Annotated in this window: 15 protein-coding genes; 9 read left to right on the plus strand and 6 right to left on the minus strand. The window is 69.9% G+C overall.

The features are described 5' to 3' along the window. Nucleotides 1-463: 463 nt before the first annotated feature. A complete protein-coding gene (locus OO69_RS44030) occupies nt 464-1,960 on the minus strand; it encodes an oligopeptide:H+ symporter (RefSeq protein ID WP_033286664.1) in 1,497 nt (498 codons plus the stop codon). A gap of 514 nt (nt 1,961-2,474) precedes the next feature. Here OO69_RS44030 and OO69_RS44035 point away from each other — a divergent pair. Further along, nucleotides 2,475-3,152: a response regulator transcription factor gene (locus tag OO69_RS44035; RefSeq protein WP_174447603.1), complete on the plus strand. Its 678-nt coding sequence runs from the start codon at nt 2,475-2,477 to the stop codon at nt 3,150-3,152. A gap of 142 nt (nt 3,153-3,294) precedes the next feature. Next, complete coding sequence (locus OO69_RS44040) at nt 3,295-4,572, plus strand: ATP-binding protein (protein ID WP_033286627.1); 1,278 nt, start codon at nt 3,295-3,297, stop codon at nt 4,570-4,572. Between the two features lie 22 nt (nt 4,573-4,594). On the opposite strand, the gene OO69_RS44045 is transcribed toward OO69_RS44040, so the two are convergent. Beyond that, on the minus strand, nt 4,595-5,119 hold the full coding sequence (locus tag OO69_RS44045) for a GtrA family protein (protein WP_033286628.1): 525 nt from the start codon (nt 5,117-5,119) through the stop codon (nt 4,595-4,597). A gap of 163 nt (nt 5,120-5,282) precedes the next feature. On the opposite strand from OO69_RS44045, the gene OO69_RS44050 reads away from it, so the two are divergent. The 4 genes from OO69_RS44050 (at nt 5,283) to OO69_RS44065 (ending at nt 9,460) form a co-directional block, all read left to right on the plus strand. After that, nucleotides 5,283-6,422 (plus strand): 5-(carboxyamino)imidazole ribonucleotide synthase, encoded by a 1,140-nt coding sequence (locus OO69_RS44050; protein ID WP_078652849.1) that lies wholly within the window; start codon nt 5,283-5,285, stop codon nt 6,420-6,422. Further along, on the plus strand, nt 6,419-6,958 hold the full coding sequence (gene purE / locus OO69_RS44055; protein ID WP_078652850.1) for a 5-(carboxyamino)imidazole ribonucleotide mutase: 540 nt from the start codon (nt 6,419-6,421) through the stop codon (nt 6,956-6,958). The genes OO69_RS44050 and purE overlap by 4 nt, the downstream gene beginning before the upstream one ends. A 23-nt stretch (nt 6,959-6,981) precedes the next feature. Next, nucleotides 6,982-8,160 (plus strand): dipeptidase, encoded by a 1,179-nt coding sequence (locus OO69_RS44060; protein ID WP_033286665.1) that lies wholly within the window; start codon nt 6,982-6,984, stop codon nt 8,158-8,160. 157 nt (nt 8,161-8,317) lie between these two features. Continuing rightward, nucleotides 8,318-9,460: a dipeptidase gene (locus OO69_RS44065; RefSeq protein ID WP_033286631.1), complete on the plus strand. Its 1,143-nt coding sequence runs from the start codon at nt 8,318-8,320 to the stop codon at nt 9,458-9,460. A 14-nt stretch (nt 9,461-9,474) separates the two neighbouring features. Here OO69_RS44065 and OO69_RS44070 read toward each other — a convergent pair whose 3' ends face one another. Further along, nucleotides 9,475-9,858 carry a VOC family protein gene (locus tag OO69_RS44070; protein WP_033286632.1) on the minus strand — a complete coding sequence of 128 codons (384 nt, stop codon included), beginning with the start codon at nt 9,856-9,858 and terminating at the stop codon, nt 9,475-9,477. 34 nt (nt 9,859-9,892) lie between these two features. Then, nucleotides 9,893-10,258: a VOC family protein gene (locus OO69_RS44075; protein WP_033286633.1), complete on the minus strand. Its 366-nt coding sequence runs from the start codon at nt 10,256-10,258 to the stop codon at nt 9,893-9,895. Nucleotides 10,259-10,359: 101 nt separating this feature from the next. Between OO69_RS44075 and OO69_RS44080 the strand changes: the two genes are divergently transcribed. Beyond that, nucleotides 10,360-10,860, plus strand: a complete 501-nt coding sequence (locus tag OO69_RS44080; RefSeq protein ID WP_033286634.1) for a CGNR zinc finger domain-containing protein — start codon at nt 10,360-10,362, stop codon at nt 10,858-10,860. A gap of 125 nt (nt 10,861-10,985) precedes the next feature. Here OO69_RS44080 and OO69_RS44085 read toward each other — a convergent pair whose 3' ends face one another. Continuing rightward, nucleotides 10,986-12,329, minus strand: a complete 1,344-nt coding sequence (locus OO69_RS44085; RefSeq protein WP_033286635.1) for a UDP-glucose dehydrogenase family protein — start codon at nt 12,327-12,329, stop codon at nt 10,986-10,988. 178 nt (nt 12,330-12,507) lie between these two features. Here OO69_RS44085 and OO69_RS44090 point away from each other — a divergent pair, with 178 nt between their 5' ends. Continuing rightward, entirely contained in the window at nt 12,508-13,665 is a 1,158-nt protein-coding gene (locus OO69_RS44090; protein ID WP_033286636.1) for an acyl-CoA dehydrogenase, read from the plus strand. 85 nt (nt 13,666-13,750) lie between these two features. After that, the gene (locus OO69_RS44095) at nt 13,751-14,500 is read left to right on the plus strand and encodes a class I SAM-dependent methyltransferase (RefSeq protein ID WP_033286637.1); all 750 of its coding nucleotides are present in this window, start codon (nt 13,751-13,753) and stop codon (nt 14,498-14,500) included. A gap of 5 nt (nt 14,501-14,505) precedes the next feature. Here OO69_RS44095 and OO69_RS44100 read toward each other — a convergent pair whose 3' ends face one another. After that, entirely contained in the window at nt 14,506-15,786 is a 1,281-nt protein-coding gene (locus OO69_RS44100; RefSeq protein WP_033286638.1) for an LCP family protein, read from the minus strand. Nucleotides 15,787-15,852: the final 66 nt, after the last annotated feature.

Genomic DNA, 15,852 nt, shown 5'->3' on the forward strand with positions numbered 1-15,852 from the left:
AGGGTGGTTAGGTTTGCCCCCGGCTTCCAGCAACCACCCACCGGGGGTTGGCCGCTGAGCCGGGGTGGCGTGCTGGCGAGACGGCAGCGCGCACGCTCGTACCCCCGCATCCCACCGGCAGATAGCCGCTAAGCCCACCCGGCGTGCAGGCGAGACGGCAGCGCGTCCCTTCACACCGGCCGGCAACTCAGTTCAGACAGGGGGATGTCTGCCTGGCCACCCGTTCCTCCGGGCCGCTCGCTCGCTTCTGAAACGGGCTGGAGCGGACCGTGTCAAGGGTGGAGCGGAGCGGAATCGCCGCAGGCGACGCGACCGCAGGGAGCGCCCTTTACTCGGGCCGCGGAAGCCCGACACTGGCTGAGAAGCGAGTGGCCCAACGTTCACTGGGAAGCGCCGGGAACGCGAAAGAGCCGCCGTACCCGAAGGATCCAACGGCCCTTTCCTGCCTCGCAGTAGACGAGCGTCAGTGCACGTCGCCCATGAGCTCCCTGACCTTCTTGCGGTACATCCAGACCGCCACGCCTGCGAGGACCGCGAGGGCGGCTTCGAGGGTGACGATGCCTGTCTTGTTGAGGTCGACGCCGGCGATGGAGAGGAGGCCTGTTGTGGCGTCGCCTGCAGTCACCGCCAGGAACCAGACGCCCATCATCTGGGAGGCGTACTTCGCGGGGGCCATCTTCGTGGTGACGGAGAGGCCGACGGGGGAGAGGGTCAACTCGCCGACCGTCTGGACGAAGTAGATCGCCACGAGCCACATCGCCGCCGCCTTGTGACCGCCGTCGGCGATCGCGAGCGGGGCGAGGAAGAGGAAGAAGGACGCGCCGATGAGGATGAGGCCCATCGCGAACTTGGTCGCCGTGCTGGGCTCCTTGCCGCGGCGGGCCAGGGCCAGCCAGGCCCAGGCGAAGACCGGGGCGAGGGCCATGATGAGGACCGGGTTGACGGACTGGTACCAGGAGATCGGGAAGTTCCAGCCGAAGACGGTGTTCTTCGCGGAGGAGTCGGCGAACAGGGACACCGTCGAGCCGCCCTGGTCGTAGATCATCCAGAACACGGCCGCGGCGACGAAGAACCAGATGTACGCGGACATCTTCGACTGGTCGGCGCGGTCGAGGTCCTTGTCGCGCTTGATGCGGGCGATGACCAGGACGGGGATCAGCAGGCCGGCGACGGTGATCGGGACCAGGAGCCAGTTCAGCGTGTAGTGGCCGGAGAAGCCGACGATCGCGTAGAAGACGACCGCGACGGCCGCCCAGAACGCCGACTTGCGCAGCGTGGCCGACTTCTCCTCCGCGGACAGCGGCGTGGGGACGATGTCCGAGCGGGAGCTGAGGTGGCGCGTGCCGAGCAGGTACTGGGCGAGACCGAGGGCCATGCCGACCGCGGCGAGCGCGAAGCCGAGGTGCCAGTTGACGTTCTCGCCGACGGTACCGATGGCCAGCGGCGCGGCGAACGCGCCGATGTTGATGCCGATGTAGAAGAGCGTGAAGCCGCCGTCGCGGCGCGGGTCGTCCGGGCCCTCGTAGAGGTGGCCGACCATCGTCGAGATGTTGGCCTTCAACAGACCCGAGCCGATCGCCACCAGGCCGAGGCCCGCGAAGAACGTGCCCGAGGACGGCAGGGCCAGGGTGAGGTGGCCGAGCATGATGATCACGCCGGCCACGGCGACCGTCTTGCGGGGGCCGAGGACACGGTCCGCGAACCAGCCGCCGGGGAGGGCGAGCAGGTACACGAGCGACAGGTACACCGAGTAGATCGCGGTCGCGGTGGCCGCGCTCATGTGCAGGCCGCCCGGTGCCACCAGGTACAGCGGGAGCAGAGCCTTCATGCCGTAGTAGGAGAATCGCTCCCACATCTCGGTCATGAAGAGAGTGGCCAGTCCGCGGGGGTGGCCGAAGAAGGTCGTCTCGGAACCGGGGGTGCCCGGAGTCACCGAGTCCTTCGTCAGGCTGGACGCCATGGTCGATCCTTGCTGGTTCGGGACGCGCGTGCAGGAGCGGTCGCGCGCCCGGTGGGGGGCGGCCGGCACCGGCGGGATCGGCACGTCCGTCCCCACGCCCTCGGGGAGTCCGCCCCGGGTCACGGGACGGTGGACGGCGACCACCGGGATCCACGCCCTGCGCGTACTGCGCTCGGGCCCGGCCACAGGTCATTCCTTTCAAGGCTGGCGACAGCCAGCCCGCACACAAAAGAGACCTTCAGCTGTAAATGCTCGCCAAAGGTCCCCGGTGTTGCTACAGGCGTTCAGGTCACCATACGGCAGGACACCGCCTGAAATGGAAGGACTTGAGAGATCGATCACAGGGAAAAGTGGAACCGTGGTCGATCTTTTGAAGGTGAATACAAGGATGTCATCCCACAGGCACAGGTTCGGACCAGATTCTTCACCGCTGCGAATCCGACTTGCCCCAAGGTAAGAATCACTCGTGGCGATCACACCCCGACCGCTGTCCGAGGCGGACTACCATCACCTCATGACCCGTGTACTGCTCGCCGAGGACGACGCGTCCATCTCGGAGCCGCTGGCCCGCGCTTTGCGACGGGAAGGTTACGAGGTCGAGGTGCGCGAGGACGGACCGACAGCGCTCGACGCCGGCATCCAGGGCGGCATCGACCTGTGTGTCCTGGACCTGGGCCTGCCCGGCATGGACGGCCTGGAAGTGGCCCGCCGACTGCGCGCCGAGGGCCACACCGTCCCCATCCTCATCCTGACCGCGCGCGCCGACGAGGTGGACACCGTCGTCGGCCTCGACGCGGGCGCCGACGACTACGTCACCAAACCCTTCCGGCTCGCCGAACTGCTCGCCCGCGTCCGGGCCCTGCTCCGGCGCGGCGCGGCCGAGCCCGCGCAGCCGCCCGCCACGCACGGCGTCCGTATCGACGTCGAGTCCCACCGTGCGTGGATGGGCGACGAGGAACTCCAGCTCACCGCCAAGGAGTTCGACCTGCTGCGGGTGCTTGTGCGGGATGCCGGGCGGGTGGTGACTCGTGACCAGTTGATGCGCGAGGTGTGGGACACGACGTGGTGGTCGTCTACCAAGACCCTCGACATGCATATCTCCTGGCTGCGGAAGAAGCTCGGTGACGATGCGGCCAACCCTCGGTACATCGCGACGGTGCGGGGTGTCGGCTTCCGGTTCGAGAAGAGCTAGCCGGGTTTACGCGCGTCATCGCCATGGTGGTTCAGGTGGGTGCGCGGGTGCTGGCTGCGTGTGGCTGGTCGCGCAGTTCCCCGCGCCCCTAAAGGGGCGCTGACGTCACCGGTTCTCACAAAGTCACCGCCCGGAGGGGCCCGTGCGTCGTCGTCTTATTCAGTCCACCCTCGCTGTGGTGCTTGTCGTGATCGCTGTTTTTGGTGTGTCTCTGGTCATCGTGGAGACGCGGACCATCAGCAACAGCGCCCAGGAACGGGTGGATTCCGAGGCGCTGCGGCTGGCCAGCATCGTGGACAGCCGGATTCTCGGGGCGGAGATCGTCGACTCCGAGGTGTTGCGGACGCAGGTCACGGAGGACCGGTACGCCGTGATCCGGATCCCGGGCGATCCGGTGATCGAGGTGGGTACCAAGCCGGCCGGTGACGTCATCCGCTCCACCGCCAAGGGCGAGGAGGGCGAGACGGTCACCGTGGAGGAGCCGCGGTCGACCGTCACCCGGGAGGTCGGGCGGACGCTGCTGATCATCGGCGCCGTCGCCCTGCTCGCCGTAGTCGCCGCCGTACTGCTCGCCGTGCGGCAGGCCAACCGGCTCGCCTCCCCGCTCACCGACCTCGCGGAGACCGCGGAGCGGCTCGGTTCCGGTGACCCGCGGCCCCGGCACAAGCGGTACAGCGTCCCGGAGCTGGATCGGGTCGCCGATGTCCTCGACTCCTCCGCCGAGCGCATCGCCCGCATGCTCACCGCCGAGCGACGGCTTGCCGCCGATGCCTCACACCAGCTGCGTACGCCGCTGACCGCGCTGTCCATGCGGCTGGAGGAGATCACCCTCACGGATGACCCGGACACGGTGAAGGAGGAGGCGACGATCGCGCTGACGCAGGTCGAGCGGCTCACGGATGTCGTGGAGCGGCTGCTGACCAACGCGCGTGACCCCCGTACCGGATCCGCCGTCTCCTTCGACCTCGACGAGGTCATCCAGCAGCAGCTCGCCGAGTGGCGCCCCGCCTACCGCAGCGAGGGCCGCGCGATCGTCAGTTCCGGCAAGCGGCATCTCCAGGCCGTCGGCACCCCGGGCGCCGTCGCGCAGGTGCTGGCCGCGCTGATCGAGAACTCCCTGATGCACGGCGGAGGCACGGTCGCCCTGCGCACCCGTGTCACCGGCAACCAGGCCGTCGTAGAGGTCACGGACGAGGGGCCCGGGGTCCCGACCGACCTCGGCGCCCGTATCTTCGAGCGGACGATCAGCGGTCGTAACTCCACGGGAATCGGGTTGGCCGTCGCCCGGGACCTTGCCGAGGCGGACGGCGGGCGGCTGGAGATGCTGCAGGCGCAGCCGCCGGTGTTCGGGCTGTTCCTGTCGCGTACGCCGCCGACCAAGCGGCTGCCGGTGGACGACGACGAGCCCACGGTCCGCTAGGGACCAGAGGGAGTGGGCTGGTTCAGCTCACGTGCTGCTTGGGGCGGGGCAGCGGCTCGGGCTGGGGGCCGAGGAAGGGCTTCGCCTTCGCGGCCGGTTCCTCCTCCGGCTCGTCCTCCACCGGCAGCGCCTTGAACACCCAGCTGCGGTACGACCAGAAGCGGAACAGCGTCGCGATGCCGATGCCGAGCACCTTGAAGACGTTGCGCTGCAGCGAGCTGTCCCAGCCGAAGCCGTAGATCGCGGCGAACAGGATGCCGTTCTCGATCACCAGGCCGACCAGGCTGAACGCCAGGAACAGGCTGAGTTCCTTGGTGCGGGCGCTCTTGTCGCGGTCACGGTAGGTGAAGTACCGGAAGCCGACGTAGTTGCACCCGATGGCGACGATCGTCGCGATCACGTTGGCGCGTACGGCCTGCAGGCTGGTCAGATGCCACAGCAGGTTCGAGACCGCGAAGTTCACCACGGTGCCCACCACGCCCACCGCGCCGAACTTGGCGACCTCGCGGGCGAGCCGTTTGAAAGGCCCTTCGGAACCAGGCTCCATGGTTGTGCAGGCCCCCGTCTTCTCGGATTCTCGACCCAGCCATGCTAACCACCGCTTTCCCCCGGCGCCCGTGAAGCCGCTCACAGGTCGGGAAGAGACCCGGAAAAGAACGGTAAGAGGTACGGAAATCAGGCCGCCCTGGCGTGACCGATACCCTGGGGGAGTGACGTTCCCGGTAGTCGGCATGGTCGGCGGGGGGCAGCTCGCTCGTATGACACACGAGGCGGGCATCCCGCTCGGCATCAGGTTCAAGCTCCTCAGTGACACCCCTCAGGATTCCGCGGCGCAGGTCGTCGGCGATGTCGTCATCGGCGACTACCGCGACCTCGACACGCTGCGTGACTTCGCGCGGGGCTGCGACGTGATCACCTTCGATCACGAACACGTACCCACCGAGCATCTACGGGCCCTGGAGGCGGACGGCATCCCCGTGCGCCCCGGCCCGGACGCGCTCGTGCACGCCCAGGACAAGGGCGTGATGCGCGCGAAGCTCGTCGAGATCGGCGTGCCGTGCCCACGGCACCGGCTCGTGAGCGACCCCGCGGACGTCGTCGCGTTCGCCGGGGAAGGGGACGGCTTCCCCGTCGTCCTCAAGACCGTCCGCGGCGGCTACGACGGCAAGGGCGTGTGGGTCGTCGACTCCCCGGAGGAGGCCGCCGACCCGTTCCGCGCCGGCGTCCCCGTCCTCGCCGAGGAGAAGGTCGACTTCGTGCGCGAGCTGGCGGCGAACGTCGTCCGCTCCCCGCACGGCCAGGCGGTCGCCTACCCGGTCGTAGAGTCCCAGCAGGTCAACGGCGTCTGCGACACGGTCATCGCGCCCGCCCCCGACCTGGACGAGGCCCTCGCGCTGCACGCCGAGGAGATGGCGCTGCGCATCGCCAAGGAACTCGGGGTCGTCGGCCACCTCGCCGTCGAGCTGTTCCAGACCCGCGACGGCCGCATCCTCGTCAACGAACTCGCCATGCGCCCGCACAACTCCGGTCACTGGACCCAGGACGGCGCGATCACCAGCCAGTTCGCGAACCACGTCCGCGCGGTCCTCGACCTCCCGCTGGGCGATCCGCGCACCCGGGCCCCCTGGACCGTGATGTGTAACGTTCTCGGCGGCGACTACCCGGACATGTACTCCGCGTACCTGCACTGCATGGCCCGGGACCCCCAGCTGAAGATCCACATGTACGGCAAGGACGTGAAGCCCGGCCGCAAGGTGGGACACGTCAACACCTACGGCGACGACCTGGACGACGTCCTGGACCGCGCCCGTCACGCAGCCGGCTATCTGAGAGGCACGATCACCGAATGAGCCCCGTCGCAGGACCCGTCGTAGGAATCGTCATGGGGTCGGACTCCGACTGGCCCGTCATGGAGGCCGCCGCGAAGGCCCTCGACGAGTTCGAGATCGCGTACGAGGTCGACGTCCTCTCCGCGCACCGCATGCCCCGCGAGATGATCACGTACGGGGAGCGCGCCGACGGCCGCGGCCTCAAGGTGATCATCGCGGGCGCGGGCGGCGCCGCCCACCTCCCCGGCATGCTCGCCTCGGTGACGCCGCTGCCGGTGATCGGCGTCCCCGTGCCGCTGAAGTACCTGGACGGCATGGACTCGCTGCTGTCCATCGTGCAGATGCCGGCCGGTGTCCCCGTCGCCACCGTCTCGGTCGCCGGCGCGCGCAACGCGGGCCTGCTCGCCGCCCGCATCCTGGCCACGCACGACGACGAACTCCTCGTCCGTATGCGGGAGTTCCAGCAGGAGCTGAACGACCAGGCCACCGAGAAGGGCAAGCGGCTGCGCGCCAAGGTCGAGGGCGGCGGCGCCAGCGGCTTCGGCTTCGGGAAGTGACAGGGATGACGGGGAACACGGCGATGACGTCACTGGACCAAGCCCGGGAGCTGCTCCGCGAGTTCCCGGTCGTCGACGGGCACAACGACCTGCCCTGGGCGCTGCGCAAGCAGGTCAATTACGACCTCGACGCCCGCGACATCGCCGTCCACCAGAACGCCCATCTGCACACCGACATCCCGCGCCTGCGCGAGGGCGGCGTCGGAGCGCAGTACTGGTCGGTGTACGTCCGCTCGGACCTGCCCGACCCGGTGCCGATGACGCTCGAACAGATCGACTGCGTACGGCAGTTGCTCGCCCGCTACCCGCAGGACCTGGCGCCCGCGCTGACCGCCGCGGACATGGAGTCGGCGCGCGCGGAAGGCCGTATCGCCTCCCTCATGGGAGCGGAGGGCGGGCACTCGATCGCCAACTCCCTCGGCACGCTAAGGGGGTTGTACGCCCTCGGCGTCCGCTACATGACGCTCACCCACAACGACAACGTGGCGTGGGCGGACTCGGCGACGGACGAACCGGGGGTCGGCGGGCTGTCGGCGTTCGGCCGTGAGGTCGTGCGGGAGATGAACCGCGAGGGCATGCTCGTCGACCTCTCGCACGTGGCGGCGACGACGATGCGCGACGCGCTGGACACGTCGACGGCGCCGGTGATCTTCTCCCACTCGTCGTCGCGGGCGGTCTGTGATCACCCGCGCAACATCCCCGACGACGTGCTGGAGCGGCTGCCGGGCAACGGCGGCATGGCGATGGTGACGTTCGTACCGAAGTTCGTGCTCCAGGCCGCCGTCGACTGGACCGCCGCGGCCGACGACAACATGCGCGCGCACGGTCTGCACCACCTGGAGACCACCGAAGAGGCGATGAAGGTGCACCGCGCCTTCGAGGAGCTCCACCCGCGGCCCGTCGCCACGGTCTCCACCGTCGCCGACCACCTCGACCACATGCGCGAGGTCGCCGGTGTCGACCACCTCGGCATCGGCGGCGACTACGACGGCACGGCCTTCACCCCGGACGGCCTGAACGACGTCTCCGGCTACCCGAACCTCATCGCCGAGCTGCTGGACCGCGGCTGGTCCAAGACCGACCTCGCGAAACTCACCTGGCAGAACGCGGTACGGGTGCTGGGCGCGGCGGAGGACGTGGCGCGGGAGACCCGGGCGACGCGGGGGCCGTCGAACGCGACGATCGCGTCGCTGGACGGCTGACCGGCGCGGCGCGGGAGCGCCCACTCCCGCGCGGCTGACCGGCGCGGCGCGGGAGCGCCCACTCCCGCGCCGTACCCCGAACGCCCCGCCCACCAGGTAGCCCCCTTGCGGGCGTGCGACGGTGACCGTACTGCCGTAACGACGTACGGAGCCCGCCATGGCCGACCTCCAGGACCAACTGCACGCGACCACCGAGGTCGGCGAGCTCGACGACTTGGTCCACGAGCCCTTTCCCGGCGGGGTCTTCCCGCCGGACACCGAGGAACCGTACGACCCCGTCTCCGACCCGGCCGCCGCCCCGCTGGAGCGCGCGCACGCCATCCTCGCCGCGCATCCGGTCGCGGACGGCTACAGCGGGCTGCCGTGGGCGCTGCGGCATCTGCCGTGGTTCGACCTGGAGCTGGGCGAGAGTTCCGTGGACACCGATGTGCCGCGGCTGCGCGAGGGGCATGTCGGCGCGCTGTTCTGGTCGCTGCACCTGCCCGAGGGGCTGGCCGGGGACCGGGCGGTCGGCGCCACCCTGGAGCAGCTGGACCTGGTCAACACGGTGGTCCGCGCCCACCCCGAGGGGCTGCGCCTTGCGTACACCGCAGGCGAGACCACCGACGTGCGCCACTGCGGCCGTATCGCCGTGCTGCTCGGCCCCGCCGGAGCCGCCGCGCTCGGCGACTCCCTGGGCATCCTGCGCTCCCTGCACGCGCTGGGGCTGCGGGTCCTCACGCTGTCCGGGGTGTCCTGGGCGAGCGAGGCCGGGCTGACCCGGTTCGGGGAGGAGGTCGTGCGCGAGATGAACCGGCTCGGCGTGCTCGCCGACCTCTCCGGCGCCTCGGACGGCACTATCCGCCGCACGCTGGCGGTCTCGAAGGCACCGGTGCTGTTCACCCGCTCCGCCGCCCGCACGCTGCGCCCGCACCCGGCCAACCTCTCCGACGAACTCCTCGCCGCGGTCGGCGCCGCCAAGGGCCTGTGCATGGTGCCGCTCACCGCCGAGCAGACCGGGCCGTCGGTCCGGGACGTCGCCGACCACCTCGACCACGTCCACGAGGTCGCGGGCCGCGAGTGCGTCGCCCTGTCCGGCACGTACGACGCCGGTACGGCCCACCCGCAGGACCTCGCCGACGCCTCCTGCTACCCGAACCTCATCGCCGAGCTCCTGCACCGCGGCTGGTCCGAGCCCGACCTCGCCCTGCTCAGCTGGGGGAACGTCCAACGCGCCCTGCGCAGCGCCGACTTCACGGCCCGCGCCGCCCAGCAGCGCCGCGAGCCGTCCACGGCGAAGATCGCCGAACTGGACGGATAACAACGCGGGTGTGCTTACGGCTGGTCGATCCGGCAGAGGCAGAAGGGATGCCCTGCCGGATCGGCGTACACCCGGAAGTCCTCCTTGTCCTCCTGGTGCAACGGCCGCGCGCCGAGCGCCAGCGCCTTCGCCTCCGCGACCTCCAGTTCCGCCCAGGTCGGCCCGGAGTCGAAGTCGAGATGGAGCTGCTGCGGCCGGTCCGCGCGCGGCCACTCGGGCGGCGTGTAGTCCGTCACCCGCTGGAAGGCGAGCCGCGGCCCGTCCGGAATGTCGAGTACGACCCACTCGTCGTGGGCGACGTGGGGTGTGCCGCCGAGAATCCCGGCGTAGAACTCGGCGAGCGCGAGCGGATCGGGGCAGTCCAGCACGGTGGAACGGAAACGTGCCACGGCGGTCATGGTGATCTCCCTGGTGTCGGCTGTGTCGGCGGTCTCAGCAGGCGCAGAGGCAGAACGGGTGCCCCGCCGGGTCGGCGTACACACGCCACGTGCGCGAGTGATCGTCGGTGTCCAGCGGCGTCGCGCCCAGCGCCAGGACGTCCTTCTCGGCCGCGTCCAGGTCCGTGACGGTCAGGTCGAGGTGGAACTGCTGGGAGTCGCCGGGCGCGGGCCACTTCGGCGGTGCATGCCCGGGTGCCTCCTGGAACGCCAGCGTCCGGCCGCCGGGCAGCTTCAGGTCCACCCAGTCGCCGCCGTCCTCGTCCTCGACGGCGCCGCCCAGGATCCCGGCGTAGAAGGCGGCGAGCGCGCGCGGATCGGGACAGTCCAGGACGACGGCACCCAGTTCGGCGATGGCCATGACTGACTCCTCCTAGTTACCCATAGATGGCGTCATGCAGTAACGGTTACTGCATGCTCCCGCATTGGAGGTAACGTCGCAAGCATGAAGTGGTCGCAACCATGAGTGAGAGAGTTCCCGCGCCCGGCGGCCTGGCCCTGATCGAGGCCCTGGTGAACACGCTGGACATCGAGGCGGGAGCCGACGCGCTCGACACGGAGGACGGCCGGACCCCCTTCGGACTCACCGCGCACCAGGTCCCGCACGCCCGCGAACTCCGCGAGTCCCTGCGCGCCACGCTGCTGGCCCACGCGGGCCACCCCGCGCACCAGGACGTGACCCCGCTCGGTGAACTCCTCGCCCGGGCCCCGCTGTTGGTCGAACTCGACGCCCACGACGGCTCCGCCCGCCTCACCCCGGCCGACGCGGAACCCCTGCTCTCCCGCGTGGCGGCGGCGATCGCCGGGGCACTGGTCGAGGGCACCTGGCCCCGCCTCAAGGCCTGCGAGGCGCCGACCTGCCACTGGGCGTACTACGACCGCAGCCCGGCGGGCCGGGGCCGCTGGTGCTCGATGGCGGTCTGCGGTGCCCGCGCGAAGATGCGCCGCTACCGCGCCAAGTAGCCCTCACGGAAGGCGACTTGAGCGGTCCGGACGCCCAGCACAGCCCAGTGGTGCAGAATGCAGCCAGACGCCGGTCCGGCCGACTGAGCCTCGGCCGGACCGGCGTCGTCCGCCCGGCCGTGCGTCTATGCCGTGGGACGGCCCATCGCGCGGAACGTCCAGCCCGCCTTCCGCCACAGCACCGGGTCGAGCGCGTTGCGCCCGTCCAGGACCACGCGGGCGCGTACGGCCTCGCCGAGGGCCGCCGGGTCCAGTTCGCGGAACTCGCGCCACTCCGTCAGGTGCAGGACGACATCGGCGCCCCGTACGGCCTCGACGGCGGTGTCGGCGTAGCCCAGCGTCGGGAACAGCCGTAGCGCGTTGGGCATGCCCTTCGGGTCGTACACGGTGACCTGGCCGCCCTGGAGGTGGATCTGGCCGGCGACGTTCAGGGCGGGGGAGTCGCGGACGTCGTCGGAGTCGGGCTTGAAGGTGGCGCCGAGGACGGCGACCCGCTTGCCCAGGAAGGAGCCGCCGCCGAGCGCCTCACGGGTCATCTCGACCATCTGGCCGCGGCGGCGCATGTTGATGGAGTCGATCTCGCGGAGGAAGGTCAGGGCCTGGTCGGCACCCAGTTCACCGGCGCGGGCCATGAACGCCCGGATGTCCTTCGGGAGGCAGCCGCCGCCGAAGCCGATCCCGGCCCGCAGGAACTTCTTGCCGATCCGCTCGTCGTGCCCGATCGCCTCCGCCAGCTTCACGACATCGCCGTCCGCGGCCTCGCAGACCTCGGCCATCGCGTTGATGAAGGAGATCTTCGTGGCGAGGAAGGAGTTCGCGGCCGTCTTCACCAGCTCGGCGGTCGGGAAGTCCGTCACGACGAACGGCGACCCGGCCGCGATCGGCTTGGCGTACACCTCACGCAGCAGCCTCTCGGCCCGCTCGCTCCGTACGCCGACCACGATCCGGTCCGGATGCAGCGTGTCCTGTACGGCGAGGCCCTCCCGCAGGAACTCCGGGTTCCAGGCCAGCTCGGCGTCCTCCCCGGCGGGCGCGTGCTCGGCCAGATACGCCGCCAGCCGGTCCGCCGAGCCCACCGGCACGGTGGACTTGCCGACGACCAGCGCGGGCCGCGTCAGGTGCGGGGCGAGCAGCTCGAAGGCCCGGTCGACGTACGACATGTCGCAGGCATACTCCCCGTGCTTCTGCGGGGTGTTGGTGCACATGAAGTGGACGTCGCCGAACTCCGCGACCTCGGCCCAGTCCATGGTGAAGCGCAGCCGACCGGTGGAACCCTCGATCCCGGCGACATGCTTGCGCAACAGCTCCTCGAGTCCCGGCTCGTACATCGGGACCTCACCCCGCTGGAGCATCGCGATCTTCTCGGGGACGACGTCGAGCCCCAGCACCTCGTAGCCCAGCTCGGCCATGGCCGCGGCGTGCGTGGCGCCGAGATAGCCGGTGCCGATCACGGTGATCTTGAGGGCCATGAGTGCTCCAGAAGGGGTACGGGGGCGATGCGCGCCCGAGCATAACCGGCGCTCTCACCGGGCACCTTTCCCCCTGTCGCCAAGCTCACGTATCCCTCCCGTGGGCGGGCCCCTAAAATTTGGGTTACTTAACGGTAATTAGCACTGTGATCACAGCGTCCTTGGAGCGTGAGAGATCTTGGCCGGATCGGCTGACTTCGACCTGTACCGCCCGTCGGAGGAGCACGACATGCTCCGCGACGCGATCCGTTCACTGGCCGAGGCGAAGATCGCGCCGTACGCCGCAGCGGTGGACGAGGAGTCACGCTTCCCGCAGGAGGCCCTGGACGCCCTCGTCGCGAACGACCTGCACGCCGTCCACGTACCCGAGGAGTACGGCGGCACCGGCGCCGACGCCCTGGCCACGGTGATCGTGATCGAGGAGGTGGCCCGCGTGTGCGCGTCCTCCTCCCTCATCCCCGCGGTGAACAAGCTGGGCTCGCTCCCCGTGATCCTCTCGGGCTCCGAGGACCTGAAGAAGCGGTACATGACCCCGCTCGCCAAGGGCGACGCGATGTTCTCGTACGCCCTCTCCGAGCCGGACGCCGGTTCCGACGCGGCCGGCATGAAGACGAAGGCCGTCCGCGACGGCGACCACTACGTCCTCAACGGCGTGAAGCGCTGGATCACGAACGCGGGCGTCTCCGAGTACTACACGGTGATGGCGGTCACGGACCCCGAGAAGCGCTCCAAGGGCATCAGCGCCTTCGTCGTCGAGAAGTCCGACGAGGGCGTCTCCTTCGGCGCCCCGGAGAAGAAGCTCGGCATCAAGGGCTCCCCGACCCGCGAGGTCTACCTCGACAACGTCCGCATCCCCGCCGACCGCCTGATCGGCGCCGAGGGCACCGGCTTCGCCACCGCGATGAAGACCCTGGACCACACCCGCATCACCATCGCGGCCCAGGCCCTCGGCATCGCCCAGGGCGCCCTCGACTACGCCAAGGGCTACGTCAAGGAGCGCAAGCAGTTCGGCAAGCCGATCGCCGACTTCCAGGGCATCCAGTTCATGCTCGCCGACATGGCCATGAAGATCGAGGCCGCCCGCGCCCTGACCTACCAGGCGGCAGCGGCATCGGAGCGCGGCGACAAGAACCTCACCTTCCAGGGCGCCGCCGCCAAGTGCTTCGCCTCGGACGTCGCCATGGAGGTCACGGTCGACGCCGTCCAGCTCCTCGGCGGCTACGGCTACACCCGCGACTACCCGGTCGAGCGCATGATGCGCGACGCCAAGATCACGCAGATCTACGAGGGCACGAACCAGGTCCAGCGCATCGTGATGGCGCGCAACCTGCCGTAGCCGACGGGCAGTTACGAGCAGCACCGAGGGCACCCCCGGTCTCCCGGCGGGTGCCCTCGCCGTTCCGTCGGGCATGCTGCGACCCATGACCGACCCGACACAGACCCAGCCGCAGACCGCCTTCGACACCGCCGAACGCACCATGTGGTCCGGCCGCGCCCACGCCTACGCGGCGAGCTTCGCCCGCCTCTGCGCACACCCCGTGGAGCACCTCCTGGACGCCGCCGGGATCGGGACGGGGACGCACGTCCTCGACGTCGGCACCGGAACCGGTACGGCGGGCGTGGAGGCTCGGGTCGCCGCGCTTCCCCAACTACCCTTCCCCGACGGCGAGTTCGAGGCGGTCATAGGCAACTTCGTCATCAACCACGTAGGCCGCCCCCGCGCCGCCCTCACCGAACTGCGCCGCGTACTGAAGCCCGGCGGCCGGATCGCGCTGACCCTCTGGGGCGCGCGGCGCGGTGCCGGGCAGGAACTGTTCGGGCGGGCGTTCGCGGCGGCGGAGGCCGTCATCCCGGCGGATCTGCCGCGCCTCGACCCCGCCGAGGACTTCGCGCGTACGGCGGACGGTTTCGCGGAGTTGCTCCGCGAGGCGGGCTTCACGGACGCCGGAGCCCGCGAGCTGGAGTGGGACCACCGCGCCACCCTCGACGAGTGGTGGGGCGGACCCGCCGCCGGTGTCGCCACCGCCGGGCTCGTCGTCACCTCGCAGGACGCGGGGACGGTCGTACGGATCAGGCGGGAGTACGTGCGGCTGGCCGGTGAATTCGCCGCAGGGGGACATGAGTTGGCCCTGCCGCACATCGCCGTGCTGGCGTGCGGCAGGGCCCAGTAGCTTGCTCAGTTGCCGGAGACCGTGACCTTCTGGTCGTTGTTCAGCTCGTTCACCAGCGTCTTCACCTTGGCCTTGTCCCAGATGAGGTTGCCGCCGGTGGAGCCGGAGATCGGCATGTTCATCGAGGTGCCGTCGCCGCCGCTGACGCCCTTCATCGCCCAGAACATGGACGCCAGGTCCCAGAGCGACATGTCCTTGTCGACGCTCAGCGAGTCCAGGCCCGCGCCCAGCGTCGGGTAGAGCTTGAACGGGTTCAGCAGCGTGCCCGGGGTCGCCACCTGGTGGGCCAGGGCCGACAGGAACTTCTGCTGGTTCTTCGTGCGCTGCAGGTCCGACGCGGCGAACGCGTGCCTGGTGCGGACGAAGGCCAGCGCCTCCTCGCCGTTCAGCGTCTGCTTGCCCGCCTTGAAGTCGGCGCCCGAGTACGAGTCCTTGAAGCCCTTGTCGATGTCGATGGTGACCCCGCCGACCGCGTCCACGATGTCCGCGAAGCCGTTGAAGCCGATCTCGACGTAGTGGTCGATGTGCAGGCCCATGTTGTATTCGATGGTGCGGACGAGGAGCGTCGGCCCGTCCGTCGCGTACGTCGCGTTGAGCTTTTCCTGCTTGCCCGTGCCCGGGTACGTCTTGCCGGAGGTGGACCCCACGAACGTCGGGATCGTCACGTTCGAGTCGCGCGGCAGCGAGATCAGAGTGTCGCCGCTGTCGCCCACGTGCAGGATCATCATCGAGTCCGTGCGCTTGCCCTCGGCGGAGCCGGTGTGCAGCTTCTTCTTCTCGGCCGCGGTCAGCCCCTCGCGGCTGTCGGAGCCGACGATCAGGTAGTTCGTGCCGTCGCCCGCCTCCGGCCGGTCGATCACCTTCGACAGGTCGACGTCGCGGTTCAGCTTGGAGTCGGCCCAGAAGTAGGTCCCCACGGTGGTCACGACCAGCACGGTGACCACGGTGATCGCGGTCCACTTGATACGACGGCGCCAGTTCGGCGCGCGGCGTGGACCCCGCCCGCCGTCCGGCCCCTGCGGTCCCCCCGGGCCGCCACCGCCGTAGACCTGGCCGGTGTTGTAGCCGTCGTACCCGTTGTTGTCGTAGCCGCCCTGGCCCTCGTCATAGCCCTGGCCGCCCGTGTACGACGGCTGCGGCGGGACTCCGGCGCCGTACGGCGGGGCCTGCGGGCCGCGTCGTACCTGGCGCATCACACGTGCGCTCTCCGGCTGTGCGTTCGCGCTACCGCGTCCGTACTCGTTGCCGCGGTTGCCGCCGGACCATCCCTCGGGCCAATCGTTCATGGGGCCCAGTGTGCAGGTTGCGACCATGTCCTTTACAAGGGTCGTAGGAAAATCAGGGCACTGCTG

Source organism: Streptomyces sp. NRRL F-525, assembly GCF_000716605.1.
Lineage (GTDB): Bacteria > Actinomycetota > Actinomycetes > Streptomycetales > Streptomycetaceae > Streptomyces.